Below are 16373 nucleotides of genomic sequence, written 5' to 3'. Positions count from 1 at the left end.
GGTCGGGGCCCGCCGCGCCGGGGGCCCCGCCGGTGCCGCCGCGGCGACGGCCGACCGGTGGCCGGGGAGCGGCCGGACGGGCGGCGCGGCGCAGTCGGGCGCGGGCGGCGGCGCTCCCCGCGGAGCCTGCCCGCCGCTCTCCCCCGGCGCCGTTCCCGGTAGTCGACACCGACGGGGCCTCCGGCTCTGGTCGGGATCGGCGTCGCCGGCTGGGGACGGCTCACCGATGGTGACGAATAGTGCCGAAAAGTGACATACCCAGCAGCCTCCAGGCTATCCCGGCCCCTGGGTCGTCTTGTCCGATTGACCTACCCGGCGGACGGCGCGTCGCCCCCGGTCGGGACGCCGCCTGCCCCCGCCGTCCCGCCCTCCGTGAGCAGCCGGGCGACGTGCGGCAGCACGTCACGGTCGTGGTCGATCCAGTCCACGGCGTCCAGTTCGTCCGGGCCCAGCCAGCGCAGCGCGTCGTGGTCCTCCAGCGCGCGCGGCTCGCCCGCCAGCAATTCGGCGGCCCAGAAGCGCAGCTCCAGGCCGGGGCGCACGGCCCACGCGCCCGGCAGCCGGGTCAGCGCGCGCGCCCGGACGCCGAGCTCCTCCAGCAGCTCGCGCTCCAGCGCCTGCGCCTCCGTCTCCCCGGGCTCGGCCTTCCCGCCGGGGAACTCCCACCGGCCGGCCACCGCCTCGGGCGCGCTGCGCCGGGCGGCGAGCACCCGGCCGCCGCGGACCAGCGCGCCGCCGACCACGATCCGGGGAGCGGCCGGAGCGGCCGGGGTCGCGCGGGGGTCGGGGGTCTCGGGGGTGTCCGTCGTGGCGTCCATGGGGCCGACCCTACGGGTTCAGGCGTTGCGGACCGTCCCGTCCGCCGCTTCCGGCCTGGCCTCCCCGTCCGCCTCGACCCAGTACATCTGCTTGTGGCCGCGGGCCTCGAACCCGGCGGCCAGCCGCCGGGCCTCGGCCCGGTCGAGGTCCTTGGCGACCAGGAAGCGGTTGCCGTTGTCGTCCTGCCGCATGACCCGGTAGGTGCCCATGGCGGGAGGGTACCCGGGGCCTCCCGCCGGGCGTCCCGCTCCGGGCCGGACCCGTTTCCACTCGCGTGGGACGGGCCGGTCCCCGGCTCGCGTGGGGGTCGGGCCGGGGACGCGCCCACGACGGTACGGCCGGCGGGTTACCGGCAGGTACGGGCCCGGTCAACGGCCGGTAACCAGGGGCGCGGGCGGCTCAGACCCGCAGGTCGGGCGCCTGCTCACCGGTGGACAGGCCCAGCCCGCGGCGGATGTCCAGGATCGTCGGCGCCGTCCTGGCCTCCGTCGCCCTGGCCCGGCGGAGGTCGCCCGCCAGGTCGCTGCCGGAGGCCGCGGCGTCCCAGGCGGCGGCCGCCTGCGACTTGGCCTCGACCAGCTTGGCGATCTTCGGCCGGACGTCGGCCGGCCAGGGCACCGACGGCCCGCCCAGCACCGCCGCCTGGGTCCGCGAGGCCACGGCCATCCGGCGGGCCCACGCCCGGTGGTCGGACTCGGCCTCGGCCACGTCCGCGTCCGGCGGGTCCAGGTAGACGTCGTTGAAGCTCCGGGCGGCCTCCAGGTAGGCCAGCTGAGGCGCGGTCAGGCGGCTCCGGTCGGTGCGGACCGTTCCCCGGTGCCGGTCCTCGCGGTCCTCGTAGGCGCAGGTGACGTACCGTGAGCCGGACGCCCAGTTCCTCGCGGTCGGGTAGAGGTAGACGTCGTCCATGCCGTCCGGGACGGTCCACTGGTCGAGCGCGTAGCCGTTCAGCACCGCGCGGCACAGCCGGCCGGCCGACTCGCGGGCCGCGCCCTCGCCCGGGTAGAGGCCGTTGCCGCTCGGGAGTTCGGCGGTGCCCGCCACCTCGCCGTGGTGCGGCTCGGTGCAGGCCACCCGGTGCACCCAGTACACCGTCTCGTCGCCGGCCCCCTGCGTCGTCGAACCGCCCTGGGGGGAGTCGTAGCAGTCGCCGGCCTTGAGCTCGGACCAGTGCACCGAGCCGGCCGGCGCCTTCGGGGCCTGGCCGAAGCGGCCGGCCCGCGCCGAGCTGAAGTCGGCCGCGCCGAGCGCGAGGGCCAGCAGGACCGTGCCGATCGTGCCGAGCACCAGGCCGGTCACCGCCATGCCGGAGCCGCGCTCCTTGCGGCGGTTGATCTGCACCAGCGCGAGGATGCCGAACACCAGGGCCACCGGGGACACCAGGAGCAGGCCGGTGACCAGGGAGCCGACCGCGAAGCCGTTGGTGGGGGCGGGCCCGGGACCGGGGCCGGGGAGGAACCCGGGCCCGGGGACGGCCTGCCCCGGACCGGGGGCCTGGGCGTACGGGTGGCCGGGCGGGAAGCCCGACCCGGCGGGGGGAGTGACGGAGGCCCAGCCACCGGCGGGCAGCGGGTACGGCGGCTGGGGCGGGGCGGCCGACGGCGGGACGGCCTGCGGGGCCGGGGCGACGGACGGACCCGCGGGCGGGCCGGCGGAGAGGTCGGGCGCGGCCCAGGGGTCGACGGCGGCGGGCGGGGCCCAGGGGTCGGCGGCGGGCGGGGCGGGCTCCGACCCGGCCTGGTCCTGCTCGGCCGCGGCGGGCCGGGCCTGGTCCTGCTCGGGCTCGACCGGGCTCGCGGACCCCGCGGACCCCGCGGACCCCGCGGTGACCTTGCGGAAGTCCACCCGGGGATCCTGACCGGCCGTCGGCGCCTGCGTCGGGTCCGGGTCCGGGTCCGTGCCTGTCCCCGTACCGGTGTCCGTCCCCGTTCCGGTGTCCGTGCCCGCCCCCGGGCGGGTGTCCGTGTCCGCGTCGGCCCCCGTGGCCGCGGGCGACTCCGGCCCCGGAACGGGCGGCTCGGACTCAGGCTTGGACACGTGGACTCCCCCAACCCACCGGAACGGGCATCGGCTCGGCACTCGGCACCATGGCTCGGACCCGAACGGGCCCGATCTGAACGGTCGCGCGACTTTACCCGATCTTTCCGAACGCCTGCCCGCCCTGCCCGGACCGCCCGGACCGCCCCGCGGCGGTTCGGCCGCGTCGGCTCAGCCGCGGGCCAGGATCTCGCCGTGCAGCATCGAGAACCAGCCGTCCCCGGCGGCGCTCCACTCCCGCCAGCCGTCCGCGATCCGGCCCAGCTCGTCCTGGTCCGCGAAGCCCCGCTCGACCGCCGTCCGGCCCAGCGCGGTGCCCGTCACCCGGTCCGCCCACAGCCCGCCCCACCAGGCGCGCTGCTCGGGCGTCGCGTACGTCCAGGTGCCGGCGCTCGCGGTGACCTCGGTGAAGCCGGCCGCGCGGGCCCAGGACAGCAGCCGCCGGCCGGCGTCCGGCTCGCCGCCGTTGGCGCGGGCGGTCCGCCGGTACAGCTCCAGCCACCGGTCCAGCGCGGGTACCTCCGGGAACCAGGTCATCGAGGCGTAGTCGACGTCGCGGACCGCGACCACGCCGCCCGGCGCCGTCACCCGTCGCAGCTCGCGCAGCGCGGCCACCGGGTCGGCCACGTGCTGCAGCACCTGGTGGGCGTGCACCACGTCGAACTCGCCGTCCGGGTAGGGCAGTCGGTGCACGTCGGCGCAGGCGAGGGCGACGTTGGACAGGCCCCGGCCGGCGATGTGCCCGGCGGCCTGCTCCAGCACCTCGGCGGAGGCGTCCACCGCGACCACCCGCCCCCGCGGGCCGACCAGTTCGGCCAGGTCCGCGGTGATCGTGCCGGGCCCGCAGCCGACGTCCAGCAGGGCCTGCCCGGGCCGCAGTTCGGGCAGCAGGTAGCCGGCCGAGTCGGCGGCGGTGCGGGAGCGGTGCGAGCGCAGCACGGCCTCCTGGTGGCCGTGGGTGTAGACGGCGGCGGGCTGCGGTCCGGTCATGAGATCCCCCTCGATGCGGTCGGCCGCGGGGCTCCGCGGCGCCCCCGACGCTACCCGCCGTTCCGCATGCCGAGAAGATCCGTCTCGAATGCCGGTCACGGCGGGCCCGGGCCGCACCCCGCCGCCGTACCGTGGAGGCGCCCCCGACAGAACGGTCCCCGCCCATGCCCGGCCCGCGCCCCCACGTCCTGCTGAGCGCCGCCGTCTCGCTCGACGGCCACCTCGACGACACCTCCCCCGACCGGCTGCTGCTCTCCAACGCCGCCGACTTCGACCGGGTCGACGAGGAGCGCGCCGCCGCCGACGCGATCCTGGTCGGCGGCAACACCCTGCGCGCCGACAACCCCCGGCTGCTGGTCAACGACCCCGCCCGCCGGGCCGCCCGACTGGCGGCCGGCCGGCCCGAGTACCCGCTGAAGGTGACGCTCAGCGCGAGCGGCGCGCTCGACGCCGGGCTGCGGTTCTGGCACACCGGCGGCACCCGCCTCGCCTACACCACGGACGCCGGGGCGGCGGTGCTGCGCCCCCGGCTGGACGGACTGGCCGAGGTGGTCGCACTGGGCGACGCGGTGGACCTCGGCGCGGTGCTGGACGACCTGGGCGCCCGCGGGATCCGCCGGCTGATGGTCGAGGGCGGCGGGGGCGTGCACACCCAGTTCCTGGCCCGGGGGCTGGCGGACGAACTCCAGCTGGCCGTCGCCCCGCTGCTGGTCGGCCAGGCCGAGGCGCCCCGGTTCGTCCGCCCCTCCGCGTTCCCGGGCGGGCCGGCCCGGCGGATGCGGCTGCTGGAGGCACGTACCGTGGGCGACGTCGTCCTGCTCAGGTACGCCCCGAAGGAGCCCGCGCCGTGACCCCGTCCGCGTCCACCGACCTCGACCACCTGCGCCGGGCCGTCGAGCTCTCCCGCCGCTGCCCGCCGTCCGGGACGGCCTTCTCGGTCGGCGCGGTGATCGTCGGCGCCGACGGCACGGTGCTGGCGGAGGGCTACAGCCGGGAGACCGACCCGCACGACCACGCGGAGGAGGCGGCGCTGGCCAAGCTTCCGGCGGGCGACCCGCGGCTGCGCGGGGCGACCGTCTACAGCTCGTTGGAGCCCTGCGGGCAGCGCGCCTCGCGGCCGATGCCGTGCGCCCGACTGCTCGTCGCGGCGGGCGTGCCGCGAGTGGTGGTCGCGTGGCGCGAGCCGGACCTGTTCGTCACCGACTGCCAGGGCACCGCGCTGCTGACGGCGGCCGGCATCGAGGTGGTGGAGCTGCCGGAGCTGGCCGCGGAGGCCCGCGCGGTCAACGCCCACCTGCTCGGGTGATCTTTTGTATCATTGAGAAACAAAGAGCTCGCATTCTCCGGCTCTGCTGTCGTCGCACCCCCCGAGGAGCCGCCCCATGCCCGCTACCCCCGTCCGGCTGACCGCCCGCGCCGTCCTCCTGGACATGGACGGCACCCTGGTCAACTCCGACGCCGTGGTCGAGCGCTGCTGGAGCCGCTGGGCCGAGCGGCACGGCCTGGACCCCGCCGAGGTGCTCGCCGTCGCGCACGGCCGCCAGGGCCACGCGACCATGGCCGCCCTGCTGCCCGAACGCCCGGTCGAAGTCAACCTGGCCGACAACGAGCGGATGCTCGACGAGGAACGCGCCGACACCGAGGGCGTCGTCCCGGTGCCCGGCGCCGCCGCCTTCCTCGCCTCGCTGACCGGCCTCCCGCACGCCCTGGTCACCTCCGCCGACCAGCCGCTCGCCCGGGTCCGGATGGCCGCCGCCGACCTGCCGCTGCCGCCCGTCCTGGTCACCGCCGAGTCCGTCGGCGCCAGCAAGCCCGACCCCGAGGGCTTCCTCAAGGGTGCCGCCGCCGTCGGCTTCGCCCCCGCCGACTGCCTCGCCTTCGAGGACTCCGGCGCCGGCATCGCCGCCGCCAAGGCCGCCGGCACCCGAGTCATCGGCATCGGCCCGCGCGCCCTCCCCCACCACCCGGACGCCCACGCCGACACGCTCGCCACCGTCACCGTCACCGCCGCCCCCGACGGCCTGCTCACCGTCACCATCGGCTGACCCGGACCGCCGGACCCCGGGGCCCGCACAGCACCGGGCCGGCACCGGAAAACGGACGGGGCCCGCCTCGGAGGAGGCGGGCCCCGTCGGACCCGCACAGGCGGCGGATCCGGTCGGCCCAGGGAGCGGGTCGATCAGACGTTGAAGCGGAACTCCACCACGTCGCCGTCCTGCATGACGTACTCCTTGCCCTCGATGCGGGCCTTGCCCTTGGAGCGGGCCTCGGCGATGGAGCCGGTCTCGACCAGGTCGGCGAAGGAGATCACCTCGGCCTTGATGAAGCCCTTCTGGAAGTCGGTGTGGATGACTCCGGCGGCCTCGGGGGCGGTGGCGCCCTTCGTGATGGTCCAGGCGCGGGTTTCCTTGGGGCCGGCCGTCAGGTAGGTCTGCAGGCCGAGGGTGTCGAAGCCGACCCGGGCGAGGGTGGCGAGGCCGGGCTCCTCCTGGCCCATGGACTGGAGGAGCTCCAGGGCCTCGGCGTCGTCCAGCTCGATCAGCTCGGACTCGATCTTGGCGTTCAGGAAGATCGCCTCGGCCGGGGCGACCAGCTCGCGCTGGGCGTCCTTGAAGTCCTCGTCGGCCAGCTCGTCCTCGTCCACGTTGAAGACGTAGAGGAAGGGCTTGGCGGTCAGCAGGTGGAGCTCACGGATCGGGGCGGTGTCGAAGCCGGCCTCGAAGAGGGTCTTGCCGGTCTCCAGGATCGCCTGCGCGGCCTCGGCGGCGGCCAGCACGGGGGCGGTGTCCTTCTTGAGGCGCGCCTCCTTCTGGAGCCGCGGCAGGACCTTCTCGATGGTCTGGAGGTCGGCCAGGATCAGCTCGGTGTGGATGGTCTCGATGTCGTCCTTGGGCGACACCTTGCCGTCCACGTGCACCACGTCCGGGTCGGTGAAGGCGCGCACGACCTGGCAGATCGCGTCGGACTCGCGGATGTTGGCGAGGAACTTGTTGCCCAGGCCCTCGCCCTCGCTGGCGCCGCGCACGATGCCGGCGATGTCGACGAAGTCGACGGTGGCCGGGAGGATGCGCTGGGAGCCGAAGATCTCGGCGAGCTTGGCCAGCCGCTCGTCCGGGACGCCCACCACGCCGACGTTCGGCTCGATGGTGGCGAACGGGTAGTTGGCCGCCAGCACGTCGTTCTTGGTCAGGGCGTTGAACAGGGTCGACTTGCCGACGTTCGGCAGGCCGACGATTCCGATCGTGAGCGACATGAAGCGCAGTCCCGTGGGCTTGGAGGAGTTGGGTCGGCACCGTACGGGCCGACCCCCAAGTCTACGGGCAGCCCCCGCCCCGCCTCACAGCTCGTCGTCCCACCGGACGCGGACGGGCCGTTCGAAGGTGAGATCCGTCATGCCGTCGCCGGCGGGGAGACCCGTGCGCGGATCCGGTGACCGTGGTGCGCCGAGCCGACGGGGCAGGTCAGCCGACCTGAGTGACGATCACATCACTGCTCCGTCCGGAGACACGGGCCGGGCCCTGAACGGTCCATTACACAGTGTGGCGATGATCGGACCGTACGTTGGACGGGTGGAGCAGAGCATCCGTACCCAGCCGCCAGGGCCCAGACGCCGTCCCCCGACCCGCGCGACCGCCCCCGCCGTCCCCGGCCCAGGCCGGGCTCCCGAGACCGCCGCAGCCCCCTCCGGGCCCGCCCCCGCCTCCCGGCCGCGCCCGGCGCCCGGACCGTCCGCCGCCGCCCGCCCGGCCGGCCCCCGGCTGCGCCTGCGCCTGCCGCTGCGCGGGCGCGGGCGCGGCGACGACCAGCTGTACGGGCGGCGGCGCACCGGCCGGCCGGCCCGGCTGACGGCCATCGGCACCGGGGTGGTCGCCGTCCTGGCGGTGCTCGCGGTGGCGGGCCTGGACCGGCTGCTCTTCGACGACCTGGGCTGGCTGTTCGGCCTCGGCTACCTGGCGGTCTGCTTCCAGCTGGCCGTCCGGGTGCGCTACGCCGATCTGCTGGCCGCGCCGATCAGCGGGCCGATCGCCTTCGCGCTCGCGCTGCTGCTGCTCGAACCGGTGAGCTCCCCCGGCGTCACCGCCCAGGTGGTCTCGCTGGCGACCGGGCTGGCGCTGCGGGCCGGCTGGCTGTTCTCCGGCACCGGGCTGGCCACGCTGATCGTGCTCGCCCGGTTCGTCGCCCAGCGCCGGATCCACCGCGCCCGCTGAGCCCCGCCCCGCCGGTCGCGGCCGGCGGCCCGCCCGTCAGCCCTCCGCCCGGGCCGCCGCCATGGCGGCTCCGACGATGCCCGCGTCGTTGCGCAGCTCCGCCGGCACCACCCGTGCCTCGCGGTCCTTCAGCAGCGGCAGGAACTTCTCGTGCTTGCGGCTCACCCCGCCGCCGATCACGATCAGCCGCGGCGAGAACAGTCCCTCCACCAGGTCCAGGTACTCGTCGACCCGCCCGGCCCACTGCTCCCAGTTCAGCCCGTGCCGCTCCTTGGCCGCCGAGGAGGCCCGGCGCTCGGCGTCCTTGCCGCGCAGCTCCAGGTGGCCCAGCTCGGTGTTGGGCACCAGCGTGCCGTCCACGAACAGGGCGCTGCCGATGCCGGTGCCGAAGGTGAGCACCAGGACGACGCCCGGCTCGGCCCGTCCGGCGCCGTGGGTCAGCTCGGCCAGCCCGGCCGCGTCCGCGTCGTTCAGGACGGTCGCGGGCATGCCCAGCGCCTCGCGGAAGAGGCCCGCCGCGTCCAGGCCGATCCAGCCCTTGTCGACATTGGCCGCCGTCCTGGTGCGGCCGTCGACGACCACGCCGGGGAAGGTCAGCCCGACCGGGCCCTGGTGGCCGAAGTGGCGGACCACCTCGCAGACGGCGTCGACCACGGCCCCGGGGGCGGACGGCTGCGGGGTGAGCACCTTGTGGCGCTCCTCGGCGAGCACGCCCCGGGCGAGGTCGACGGGCGCGCCCTTGATCCCCGAGCCGCCGATGTCCACGCCGAATACCGCCGTCATCACGTCACCCTCCGCCGTCGGCCGCGGACCGGGCCGGTTCGCGGCCGGTGAATTGTCCACAGCCTGTGCACAAAACTACGAGAGTGCGCCGGGGCCCGCACAGCAGGAAGCCGCACCGCAGCAAGCCGGGCGGCACGGGGCCGCACGGCGGAAGGGCCGGCACCCCGTGCGGGGTACCGGCCCTTCCGGGTGGAGTCAGAGCTTGCCCGCCGCCTCGGCGCGCAGGTCGCGGCGCAGCTCCTTGGGCAGCGAGAAGACCAGGTGCTCCTCGGCGGTCTTGACCGTCTCGACCGTGTCGTAACCGCGCGCGGCCAGGAACTCCAGCACGCCGTCGACCAGGATCTCCGGCACCGAGGCGCCGCTGGTCAGGCCGACCGTGGTGACGCCCTCCAGCCACTCCTCGCGGATCTCCTCGGCGAAGTCCACCAGGTGGGCGGCCTTGGCGCCGTACTCCAGGCCGACCTCGACCAGGCGCACGGAGTTGGAGGAGTTCTTGGAGCCGACCACGATCAGCAGGTCGGTCTCCGGGGCCAGCTGCTTGACCGCGACCTGGCGGTTCTGGGTGGCGTAGCAGATGTCGTCGCTGGGCGGGCTGACCAGCTGCGGGAAGCGGTTCTTCAGCTCGCCGACGGTGGCCATGGTCTCGTCCACGGACAGGGTGGTCTGGGACAGCCAGACGACCTTGGACTCGTCCCGGACCTGCACGTTGGCGACGTCCTCGGCACCGTCCACCAGGTGGATCCGGTCCGGGGCCTCGCCCATGGTGCCGATGACCTCCTCGTGGCCCTCGTGGCCCACCAGCAGGATGTCGAAGCCCTCGTCGGCGAAGCGGACGGCCTCCTTGTGCACCTTGGTGACCAGCGGGCAGGTCGCGTCGACGGTGGCGAGCTTCCCGGCCCGCGCCTCGTCGTGGACGGACGGGGCGACGCCGTGCGCGGAGAAGACGACGATCGAGCCCTCCGGCACCTCCTCCGTCTCGTCGACGAAGATCGCGCCCTTCTTCTCCAGGGTCTGCACCACGTACTTGTTGTGGACGATCTGCTTGCGGACGTAGATGGGCGCCCCGTACTGCTCCAGGGCCTTCTCCACGGCGATCACGGCGCGGTCGACTCCCGCGCAGTAGCCCCGGGGGGCGGCGAGCAGGACACGGCGCTGCGCGGTCTTGGACATGGCTCCATCGTACGGGCGGCCGCGACCCGCGCTCGTCCTCCCGGCCTCCCGCCGGGCCTCCCCACCAATGGCGGACACTTTCCGCGCAGACCCGGTCAATTGCGCTCAAAATATGGTGTCTATGAGCTCTGTGAGCGAGCAGGCGACGCCGAGCGGCCTGCGCCGCAGCCTGGGCGTGCGCGATCTGATGGTCTACGGACTGCTGTTCATCGCCCCGATGGCCCCGGTCGGCGTGTTCGGCGTGCTGGACGCCAAGAGCCACGGAGCCGTCGCCACCGTGTACCTCGCCGCGACGGTCGCGATGGCCTTCACCGCCTCCTCGTACGCCCAGATGGTGCGCGCCGTGCCGCAGACCGGCTCGGTGTTCGCCTACGCGCGGGCCGGGCTGGGCGAGGGCCCGGGCTTCATCGCCGGGTGGATGGCGATGCTCGACTACCTGCTGATCCCCGCGGTGGCCTACCTGTTCTCCGGGATCGCGCTGAACTCCCTGGTGCCGGACGTCTCGCGCTGGGTCTGGACGGCGCTCGCGGTGGTGGTGACCACCGCGCTCAACCTGGCCGGGGTGCGGACGGCGGCGACGATCGGCTTCGCGGTGCTCGCGATGGAGATCGCGGTGCTGGTGGTGTTCATGGCCGCCGCCGCGGTGGCGCTGGCCCAGGACGGCGCCCGGCGCGGCTGGGACACCCCGTTCACCGCCGTCGGGGACTTCTCGCTGACCGCGGTGATCTCGGCGGTGTCCGTCGCGGTGCTCTCCTACCTGGGCTTCGACGCGATCGCCACCTTCGTGGAGGAGGCGGTCGGCGCCTCGGCGGCGGTGGCCCGGGCGGTGCTCTGGTGCCTGGCGCTGGCCGGGGTGCTGTTCGTCGCCCAGACCTACCTGGCGGCCCTGCTGGAGCCGACCGGACCGCAGCAGCTGGCCGCCGACCCGGCGGCGCAGGGCTCGGCCTTCTACGACACCGTGGAGAGCGGCGTCGGGCACTGGCTGCACGTGCTGGTGGCGGCCAGCAAGGCGATCGGCGCGGCCTTCGCGGCCCTGGCCGGGCAGGCCGCGGCCGGGCGGCTGCTCTTCGCGATGGCCCGGGACGGCCGGCTGCCGCGGGCGCTCGGCTCGGTCGACCCGGCCAGCGCGGTGCCGCGCCGGGCGCTGCTGGCGGCCGCGGTGATCACGATGGCGGCGGCGGTCTGGGCGGCCAACCGGGACGACGGCCTGGACCGGCTCACCTCGGTGGTGAACGTGGGCGCGCTGACCGCCTTCGCGCTGCTGCACGCCTCGGTGATCGGCTGGTACGCGGTGCGGCACGGCTCGCGGCGGTGGCTCCCGCACGTGGTCGTGCCGGTGCTGGGGATCGCGGTGATCGCGGCGGTCGTGTACGAGGCCTCGGGCACCGCGCAGCTCGTCGGACTGGTCTGGCTGGTGGTCGGCCTGGTGGTGCTCGCCGTCCAGGGCTCCACCGGCCGGGGCTCCACCGGCCGGGGCTCCACCGGCGGCGGTCCCGGACGTGTCGGCGGACGCCGCTAGCCTCGTACGCATGGCCAACACCAGCTCCCCCGAAGCGCCGCTCCCGGTCGGCAAGGTCTCCGCGCTGATCGGCGGCTGGATCGACCGGCTCGGCGCGGTCTGGGTGGAGGGGCAGATCACCCAGCTCAGCCGCCGCCCCGGCGCGGGCGTGGTGTTCCTGACCCTGCGCGACCCGCAGGCCGACGTGTCGCTCACGGTGACCTGCTTCCGCTCGGTGTTCGACCAGGTCGCGGACGTGGTGCAGGAGGGCGCGCGGGTCGTCGTGCACGCCAAGCCGGAGTGGTACGCGGCGCGCGGGCAGCTGTCCCTGCGCGCCTCGGAGATCCGCCCGGTGGGCCTCGGCGAGCTGCTGGCCCGGCTGGAGCAGCTGAAGCGGCGGCTCGCCGGGGAGGGCCTGTTCGCGGCGGAGCGCAAGAAGCCGCTGCCGTTCCTGCCGCAGTGCGTCGGGCTGGTCACCGGGCGCGGCTCGGCGGCCGAGCGGGACGTCCTGGAGAACGCCCGGCGGCGCTGGCCGGCCGTGCGCTTCGAGGTGCGCAACGTCCCGGTGCAGGGGGTCAGCGCGGTGGAGCGGGTGAGCGCGGCCGTGCGGGAGCTGGACGAGCACCCCGAGGTGGACGTGATCGTCGTGGCCCGCGGCGGCGGCAGCGTGGAGGACCTGCTGCCGTTCTCGGACGAGGGCCTGGTGCGGCTGGTCGCGGCCGCCCGTACGCCGGTGGTGAGCGCGATCGGGCACGAGCCGGACCAGCCGCTGCTGGACTTCGTGGCCGACCTGCGGGCCTCCACCCCGACCGACGCGGCCAAACGGGTGGTTCCGGACGTCGGTGAGGAGCTGGCCAAGGTCCGCCAGCTGCGCGACCGCGCCCGCCGGCAGGTGCTGTCCCGGGTCGAGCGCGAGCAGCACGGGCTGGACGGGGTGCGCAGCCGCCCGTCGCTGGCCGCCCCGCACCGGATGCTGGACGGTCGGGGGCAGGAGGTGGACGGCCTGCTGGAGCGGGCCCGGCGCACCCTGCGGCACCGGCTGGACCACGCGCAGAGCGACCTCGGGCACACCCTGGCCCGGGTGGTGGCGCTCTCCCCGGCGGCCACCCTGGAGCGCGGCTACGCGGTGCTCCAGCGCGCGGACGGCACGGTGGTGACGGACCCGGCGCAGGTCGCGCCCGGCGAGGGGCTGCACGCGCGGGTGGCGGGCGGCGGCTTCGACGTCACCGCGACTCCCGGGTAGTCGCCCGCCGCCGCGGGCCGGGGCTGGGGAGTGTCGGCCCGAGCCCCTACGCTGGCACCCATGGCAGAGCAGCAGGAGCAGCAGGACGCGGCGCCGAACCCGGACGACGCGCTGGGCTACGAGCACGCCCGGGACGCGCTGCTGGACGTCGTCCGGCAGCTGGAGACCGGCGGGACCTCGCTGGAGGAGTCGCTGGCCCTGTGGGAGCGCGGCGAGCAGCTGGCGAAGGTGTGCCAGCGCTGGCTGGACGGCGCCCGGGCCCGGCTGGACGCCGCGCTGGCCGCCGAGGAGGGCGCGGCTCCCGGCGGGGAGTGAGGCGGATCACATCCGCTTGGGGAATCGTTGAATCTTCACCTATGTTGGAGGAAGTGAACGGCTGCGGCCGATCGCCCCGACGAACCCCTTTTCCGCATGAGGTGCAGAAGCATGACCACCGACGCCCTGGTACTCGACGCCGCCGCTCAGGACCTCCTGTTCCGCGAGGCCCGCACCGCCAACACCTTCACCGACGAGCAGGTCTCCGACGAGCAGGTCCAGGCCATCTACGAGCTGGTCAAGTACGGCCCGACCGCCTTCAACCAGCAGCCGCTGCGCGTCGTCCTGGTCCGCTCGGCCGAGGGCCGCGAGCGCCTCGTCCGGCAGATGGCGGACGGCAACAAGGCCAAGACCGCCGCCGCCCCGCTGGTCGCCATCCTGGCCGTGGACAACGAGTTCCACGAGGAGCTGCCGACCCAGCTCCCGCACTTCCCCCAGGCCAAGGACCTGTTCTTCTCGGAGCGCAGCGTCCGTGAGCAGTCCGCCACGATGAACGGCGCCCTGCAGGCCGCCTACTTCATCATCGGCGTGCGCGCCGCCGGCCTGGCCGCCGGCCCGATGACCGGCTACGACGCCGAGGGCATCAACAAGGAGTTCTTCGGCGACGGCGAGCACTCGGTGCTGGCCGTGGTCAACATCGGCCGCCCGGGCGAGGACGCCTGGTTCCCGCGTTCGCCGCGCCTGGCCTACGACGAGGTCGTCACCACGGCCTGATCCGCCCCGCGCACGCCGAAGGGCCCCGCACCGGTTCGTCCGGCGCGGGGCCCTTCGGCATGCCCGGGAAGGCGGGCGGAAGCGGGGCTACTTGAGCGCCTGCGCCAGCTCGGCCAGCTCCTCGTAGGAGGCGGTGCCGGTGAGCAGGGTGGTCCCGGGGCCGGTCTGGACGGCCAGCGCGCGGTCCTTCTCGCCCTGCACCCGGTCCCAGGTGCGGCCGGCCACCTCGGAAGTGCCGTCCGACGCGGCGCCCTTGACGTGGTCGGCCAGCAGGGAGTCGCGCGGCACGTCGCTCTGCTCGATCGCCGCGTACCGGCCCGAGGGAGTCACGAAGCCCAGGTGCCAGGCGTTGCCCTTGCCGTTGTTCTGGTCGGCCGGCCGGTAACCGACCGAGGTGGCCCGCCACTTGTCCGACAGTCCCTCCGGGGAGAGCAGCGGGTACGGCGCGGCGCGCTTGGCGGAGGCCGCCTCCACCCGGTACCCGACCACGCGCACCGGGTCGCCGCCGGATCCGTGCGGGAGGAACAGGTACCCGATCCCGACGACGAAACCGACGGCCAGCATCGACAGGACCATGTCCCGTACGGTCTGCCGGCCCCTCATGCCCTTGCTGTCTGCTGCCACCCCCACATGGTGACTCATCCACATCCCCGGGCGGTCACCAGGGGTGTCCACGGACGGGTGATACCGGGCGAATCGGTGGTTTCCGCCACAGAGCAGCGACCTGCGCCACAGACAGTCATCTCGTGGGCAGATACGATCGCAATACCCTCACCACGGCGTTCGACCTGGCAGTAGTCGGGCGCTCACTGGCCGTCGCGTACAGAGAGGTAACGACGATGACCACGCAGTACCCGCACCACCTTCCCAGTGCCCTGGAGGTCGCGCCCGAGGCTCCGGACCGGAACCTCGCGCTCGAACTCGTCCGGGTCACCGAGGCGGCCGCGATGGCCGCCGGCCGGTGGGTCGGACGTGGCGACAAGAACGGCGCGGACGGTGCCGCCGTGAAGGCGATGCGCACCCTCGTCTCGACCGTGTCGATGAACGGCGTCGTCGTCATCGGCGAGGGCGAGAAGGACGAAGCCCCGATGCTCTACAACGGCGAGCGGGTCGGCGACGGCACCGGCGCCGAGTGCGACGTCGCGGTCGACCCGGTCGACGGCACCACGCTGACCGCCAAGGGCATGAACAACGCGGTGGCCGTACTGGCCGTCGCCGACCGCGGCACCATGTTCGACCCCAGCGCCGTGTTCTACATGGACAAGCTGGTGGCCGGCCCGGAGGCCGCCGAGTTCGTCGACATCACCGCCCCGGCGGCGGTCAACATCCGCCGGGTCGCCAAGGCCAAGGGCAGCGCCGTCGAGGACGTCACCGTCGTCGTGCTCGACCGCCCGCGCCACGACGGCCTGGTCCGGGAGATCCGCGAAGCGGGCGCCCGGATCAAGTTCATCTCGGACGGCGACGTGGCCGGCGCGATCATGGCCGCCCGCGAGGGCACCGGCGTCGACCTGCTGATGGGCATCGGCGGCACCCCGGAGGGCATCATCGCGGCCTGCGCGATGAAGTGCATGGGCGGCGTGATCCAGGGCCGGCTGTGGCCCAAGGACGACGCCGAGCGGCAGAAGGCCCTGGACGCCGGCCACGACCTGGACCGGGTCCTCACCACGGACGACCTGGTCAGCGGCGAGAACGTGTTCTTCGTCGCCACCGGGATCACCGACGGCGAGCTGCTGCGCGGCGTGCACTACCGCTCGGAGACCGCCACCACCAGCTCGCTGGTGATGCGCTCCAAGAGCGGCACCATCCGCGAGATCAAGACACACAAAAAGTTCGGGAGGTGGGGGGGGCACGGGGGGATCGGCTTGACCAGCACCAATTGACCCCAACCCGAGTCCTCTTCGTGTCCCCGGGGACCCCCCCCTCCCCCGGCCCCCCGGTGCGTCGCCGTCCCGCTCTCGGGCCCGCTCCCGGGCCCGTCGTCACCCGGCTATCCGGCGCCGCGCGGCCGCCGTCACCAGGGCCGCCTCGCGCAGCTCCGTGTCCCGGCGCCGCCGCCGGGCCAGCACCACCCGCCGCTCGGCGGCCGTCAGCCCGCCCCAGACCCCGTACGGCTCCGGCTGGGCCAGCGCGTGCTCGCGGCACTCCAGCAGCACCGGGCAGCGGGCGCACACCTGCTTGGCCTGCTCCTCGCGCGACAGCCGGGCCGCCGTCGGCTCCTTGGAGGGCGCGAAGAACAGCCCCACCTCGTCCCGCCGACACGCGGCGCCGGTGTGCCAGGGGTTGTCCTCGCCCGCGGGGGAACCCGCCGGGCCGCCCTGCGGCTGCGGCTGCGGACGGACGCCGGGACGGCGCTCCAGGACCTGCGCAGCGGCGACTGGCGAGGTGGTGCGGGACTCGATCGGATGCAGCACGGCCGTACTCCTGACGAGGCTCTCGGACACGGGGACCCCTCGCTCCCCCGCCGGCCGCGAGCCCCCGCTGTCCTGCCCGGGCACGGCCGCTCGGCCGCCTCCGGTGCGCAGCCGTCCAAGAAGCGATGTGCGGAAGGAACTACCCCGCCCGGCCGCGATTCATGCACACTGCACGCAATCGACTA

At 74.8% G+C, this 16373-nt stretch carries 16 protein-coding genes and 1 pseudogene; 8 read left to right on the top strand and 9 right to left on the bottom strand.

The features are described from left to right. Positions 1-308 precede the first annotated feature (308 nt). The 4 genes from ACFVGO_RS32775 to ACFVGO_RS32760 form a co-directional block, all read right to left on the bottom strand. Positions 309-818, bottom strand: coding sequence for an NUDIX domain-containing protein (locus ACFVGO_RS32775; RefSeq protein ID WP_359899549.1), 510 nt, complete (start codon positions 816-818; stop codon positions 309-311). 18 nt (positions 819-836) lie between these two features. Then, entirely contained in the window at positions 837-1028 is a 192-nt protein-coding gene (locus ACFVGO_RS32770) for an SPOR domain-containing protein (RefSeq protein ID WP_359899547.1), read from the bottom strand. A gap of 190 nt (positions 1029-1218) precedes the next feature. Further along, positions 1219-2664: a DUF4190 domain-containing protein gene (locus ACFVGO_RS32765; protein ID WP_380635715.1), complete on the bottom strand. Its 1446-nt coding sequence runs from the start codon at positions 2662-2664 to the stop codon at positions 1219-1221. Positions 2665-3027: 363 nt separating this feature from the next. Further along, on the bottom strand, positions 3028-3846 hold the full coding sequence (locus ACFVGO_RS32760; RefSeq protein WP_380350073.1) for a methyltransferase domain-containing protein: 819 nt from the start codon (positions 3844-3846) through the stop codon (positions 3028-3030). Between the two features lie 164 nt (positions 3847-4010). On the opposite strand from ACFVGO_RS32760, the pseudogene ACFVGO_RS32755 reads away from it, so the two are divergent. Beyond that, positions 4011-5152 (top strand): annotated as a pseudogene (locus ACFVGO_RS32755) (dihydrofolate reductase family protein). Between the two features lie 76 nt (positions 5153-5228). After that, positions 5229-5891 carry an HAD-IA family hydrolase gene (locus ACFVGO_RS32750; RefSeq protein WP_359899541.1) on the top strand — a complete coding sequence of 221 codons (663 nt, stop codon included), beginning with the start codon at positions 5229-5231 and terminating at the stop codon, positions 5889-5891. A 134-nt stretch (positions 5892-6025) separates the two neighbouring features. Here ACFVGO_RS32750 and ychF read toward each other — a convergent pair whose 3' ends face one another. Continuing rightward, the gene (gene ychF / locus ACFVGO_RS32745; protein ID WP_380635713.1) at positions 6026-7099 is read right to left on the bottom strand and encodes a redox-regulated ATPase YchF; all 1074 of its coding nucleotides are present in this window, start codon (positions 7097-7099) and stop codon (positions 6026-6028) included. A 316-nt stretch (positions 7100-7415) separates the two neighbouring features. Between ychF and ACFVGO_RS32740 the strand changes: the two genes are divergently transcribed. After that, positions 7416-8054: a DUF6542 domain-containing protein gene (locus tag ACFVGO_RS32740; RefSeq protein WP_380635711.1), complete on the top strand. Its 639-nt coding sequence runs from the start codon at positions 7416-7418 to the stop codon at positions 8052-8054. 36 nt (positions 8055-8090) lie between these two features. Here ACFVGO_RS32740 and ppgK read toward each other — a convergent pair whose 3' ends face one another. Together ppgK and ACFVGO_RS32730 are read right to left on the bottom strand one after the other, a co-directional pair. Further along, entirely contained in the window at positions 8091-8837 is a 747-nt protein-coding gene (ppgK, locus tag ACFVGO_RS32735) for a polyphosphate--glucose phosphotransferase (protein WP_359899535.1), read from the bottom strand. A 195-nt stretch (positions 8838-9032) separates the two neighbouring features. After that, the gene (locus tag ACFVGO_RS32730; protein ID WP_359899533.1) at positions 9033-10007 is read right to left on the bottom strand and encodes a 4-hydroxy-3-methylbut-2-enyl diphosphate reductase; all 975 of its coding nucleotides are present in this window, start codon (positions 10005-10007) and stop codon (positions 9033-9035) included. A gap of 121 nt (positions 10008-10128) precedes the next feature. Between ACFVGO_RS32730 and ACFVGO_RS32725 the strand changes: the two genes are divergently transcribed. The 4 genes from ACFVGO_RS32725 (at position 10129) to ACFVGO_RS32710 (ending at position 13777) form a co-directional block, all read left to right on the top strand. Next, positions 10129-11526, top strand: a complete 1398-nt coding sequence (locus ACFVGO_RS32725) for an APC family permease (RefSeq protein WP_380635708.1) — start codon at positions 10129-10131, stop codon at positions 11524-11526. A 10-nt stretch (positions 11527-11536) separates the two neighbouring features. Continuing rightward, positions 11537-12748: an exodeoxyribonuclease VII large subunit gene (gene xseA, locus ACFVGO_RS32720; RefSeq protein WP_380635706.1), complete on the top strand. Its 1212-nt coding sequence runs from the start codon at positions 11537-11539 to the stop codon at positions 12746-12748. A gap of 60 nt (positions 12749-12808) precedes the next feature. Continuing rightward, on the top strand, positions 12809-13063 hold the full coding sequence (locus ACFVGO_RS32715; RefSeq protein ID WP_359899528.1) for an exodeoxyribonuclease VII small subunit: 255 nt from the start codon (positions 12809-12811) through the stop codon (positions 13061-13063). Between the two features lie 111 nt (positions 13064-13174). After that, on the top strand, positions 13175-13777 hold the full coding sequence (locus ACFVGO_RS32710; RefSeq protein ID WP_359899526.1) for a malonic semialdehyde reductase: 603 nt from the start codon (positions 13175-13177) through the stop codon (positions 13775-13777). 87 nt (positions 13778-13864) lie between these two features. Here the strand turns inward: ACFVGO_RS32710 and ACFVGO_RS32705 are convergent, their stop codons facing one another. Continuing rightward, positions 13865-14401: a DUF4245 domain-containing protein gene (locus tag ACFVGO_RS32705; protein WP_359899524.1), complete on the bottom strand. Its 537-nt coding sequence runs from the start codon at positions 14399-14401 to the stop codon at positions 13865-13867. A 215-nt stretch (positions 14402-14616) separates the two neighbouring features. On the opposite strand from ACFVGO_RS32705, the gene glpX reads away from it, so the two are divergent. Beyond that, entirely contained in the window at positions 14617-15657 is a 1041-nt protein-coding gene (gene glpX / locus ACFVGO_RS32700; RefSeq protein WP_380635703.1) for a class II fructose-bisphosphatase, read from the top strand. A gap of 99 nt (positions 15658-15756) precedes the next feature. Here the strand turns inward: glpX and ACFVGO_RS32695 are convergent, their stop codons facing one another. Next, positions 15757-16134 (bottom strand): WhiB family transcriptional regulator, encoded by a 378-nt coding sequence (locus tag ACFVGO_RS32695; RefSeq protein WP_380357098.1) that lies wholly within the window; start codon positions 16132-16134, stop codon positions 15757-15759. Between the last annotated feature and the right edge of the window lie 239 nt (positions 16135-16373).

It is taken from the genome of Kitasatospora sp. NPDC057738 (assembly GCF_042798815.1).
Lineage (GTDB): Bacteria > Actinomycetota > Actinomycetes > Streptomycetales > Streptomycetaceae > Kitasatospora > Kitasatospora lactacystinica.
Note: the sequence above shows the minus strand (reverse complement) of the source record. Positions and strands in the feature narration are given on the sequence as shown.

What these genes read in the sequence shown, in the direction of transcription:
- ACFVGO_RS32775 (WP_359899549.1), bottom strand. Translation starts at nt 818, where the DNA reads ATGGACGCCACGACGGACACCCCCGAGACCCCCGACCCCCGCGCGACC.
- ACFVGO_RS32770 (WP_359899547.1), bottom strand. Translation starts at nt 1,028, where the DNA reads ATGGGCACCTACCGGGTCATGCGGCAGGACGACAACGGCAACCGCTTC.
- ACFVGO_RS32760 (WP_380350073.1), bottom strand. Translation starts at nt 3,846, where the DNA reads ATGACCGGACCGCAGCCCGCCGCCGTCTACACCCACGGCCACCAGGAG.
- ACFVGO_RS32750 (WP_359899541.1), top strand. Translation starts at nt 5,229, where the DNA reads ATGCCCGCTACCCCCGTCCGGCTGACCGCCCGCGCCGTCCTCCTGGAC.
- ychF (WP_380635713.1), bottom strand. Translation starts at nt 7,099, where the DNA reads ATGTCGCTCACGATCGGAATCGTCGGCCTGCCGAACGTCGGCAAGTCG.
- ppgK (WP_359899535.1), bottom strand. Translation starts at nt 8,837, where the DNA reads ATGACGGCGGTATTCGGCGTGGACATCGGCGGCTCGGGGATCAAGGGC.
- ACFVGO_RS32730 (WP_359899533.1), bottom strand. Translation starts at nt 10,007, where the DNA reads ATGTCCAAGACCGCGCAGCGCCGTGTCCTGCTCGCCGCCCCCCGGGGC.
- ACFVGO_RS32725 (WP_380635708.1), top strand. Translation starts at nt 10,129, where the DNA reads ATGAGCTCTGTGAGCGAGCAGGCGACGCCGAGCGGCCTGCGCCGCAGC.
- xseA (WP_380635706.1), top strand. Translation starts at nt 11,537, where the DNA reads ATGGCCAACACCAGCTCCCCCGAAGCGCCGCTCCCGGTCGGCAAGGTC.
- ACFVGO_RS32715 (WP_359899528.1), top strand. Translation starts at nt 12,809, where the DNA reads ATGGCAGAGCAGCAGGAGCAGCAGGACGCGGCGCCGAACCCGGACGAC.
- ACFVGO_RS32710 (WP_359899526.1), top strand. Translation starts at nt 13,175, where the DNA reads ATGACCACCGACGCCCTGGTACTCGACGCCGCCGCTCAGGACCTCCTG.
- glpX (WP_380635703.1), top strand. Translation starts at nt 14,617, where the DNA reads ATGACCACGCAGTACCCGCACCACCTTCCCAGTGCCCTGGAGGTCGCG.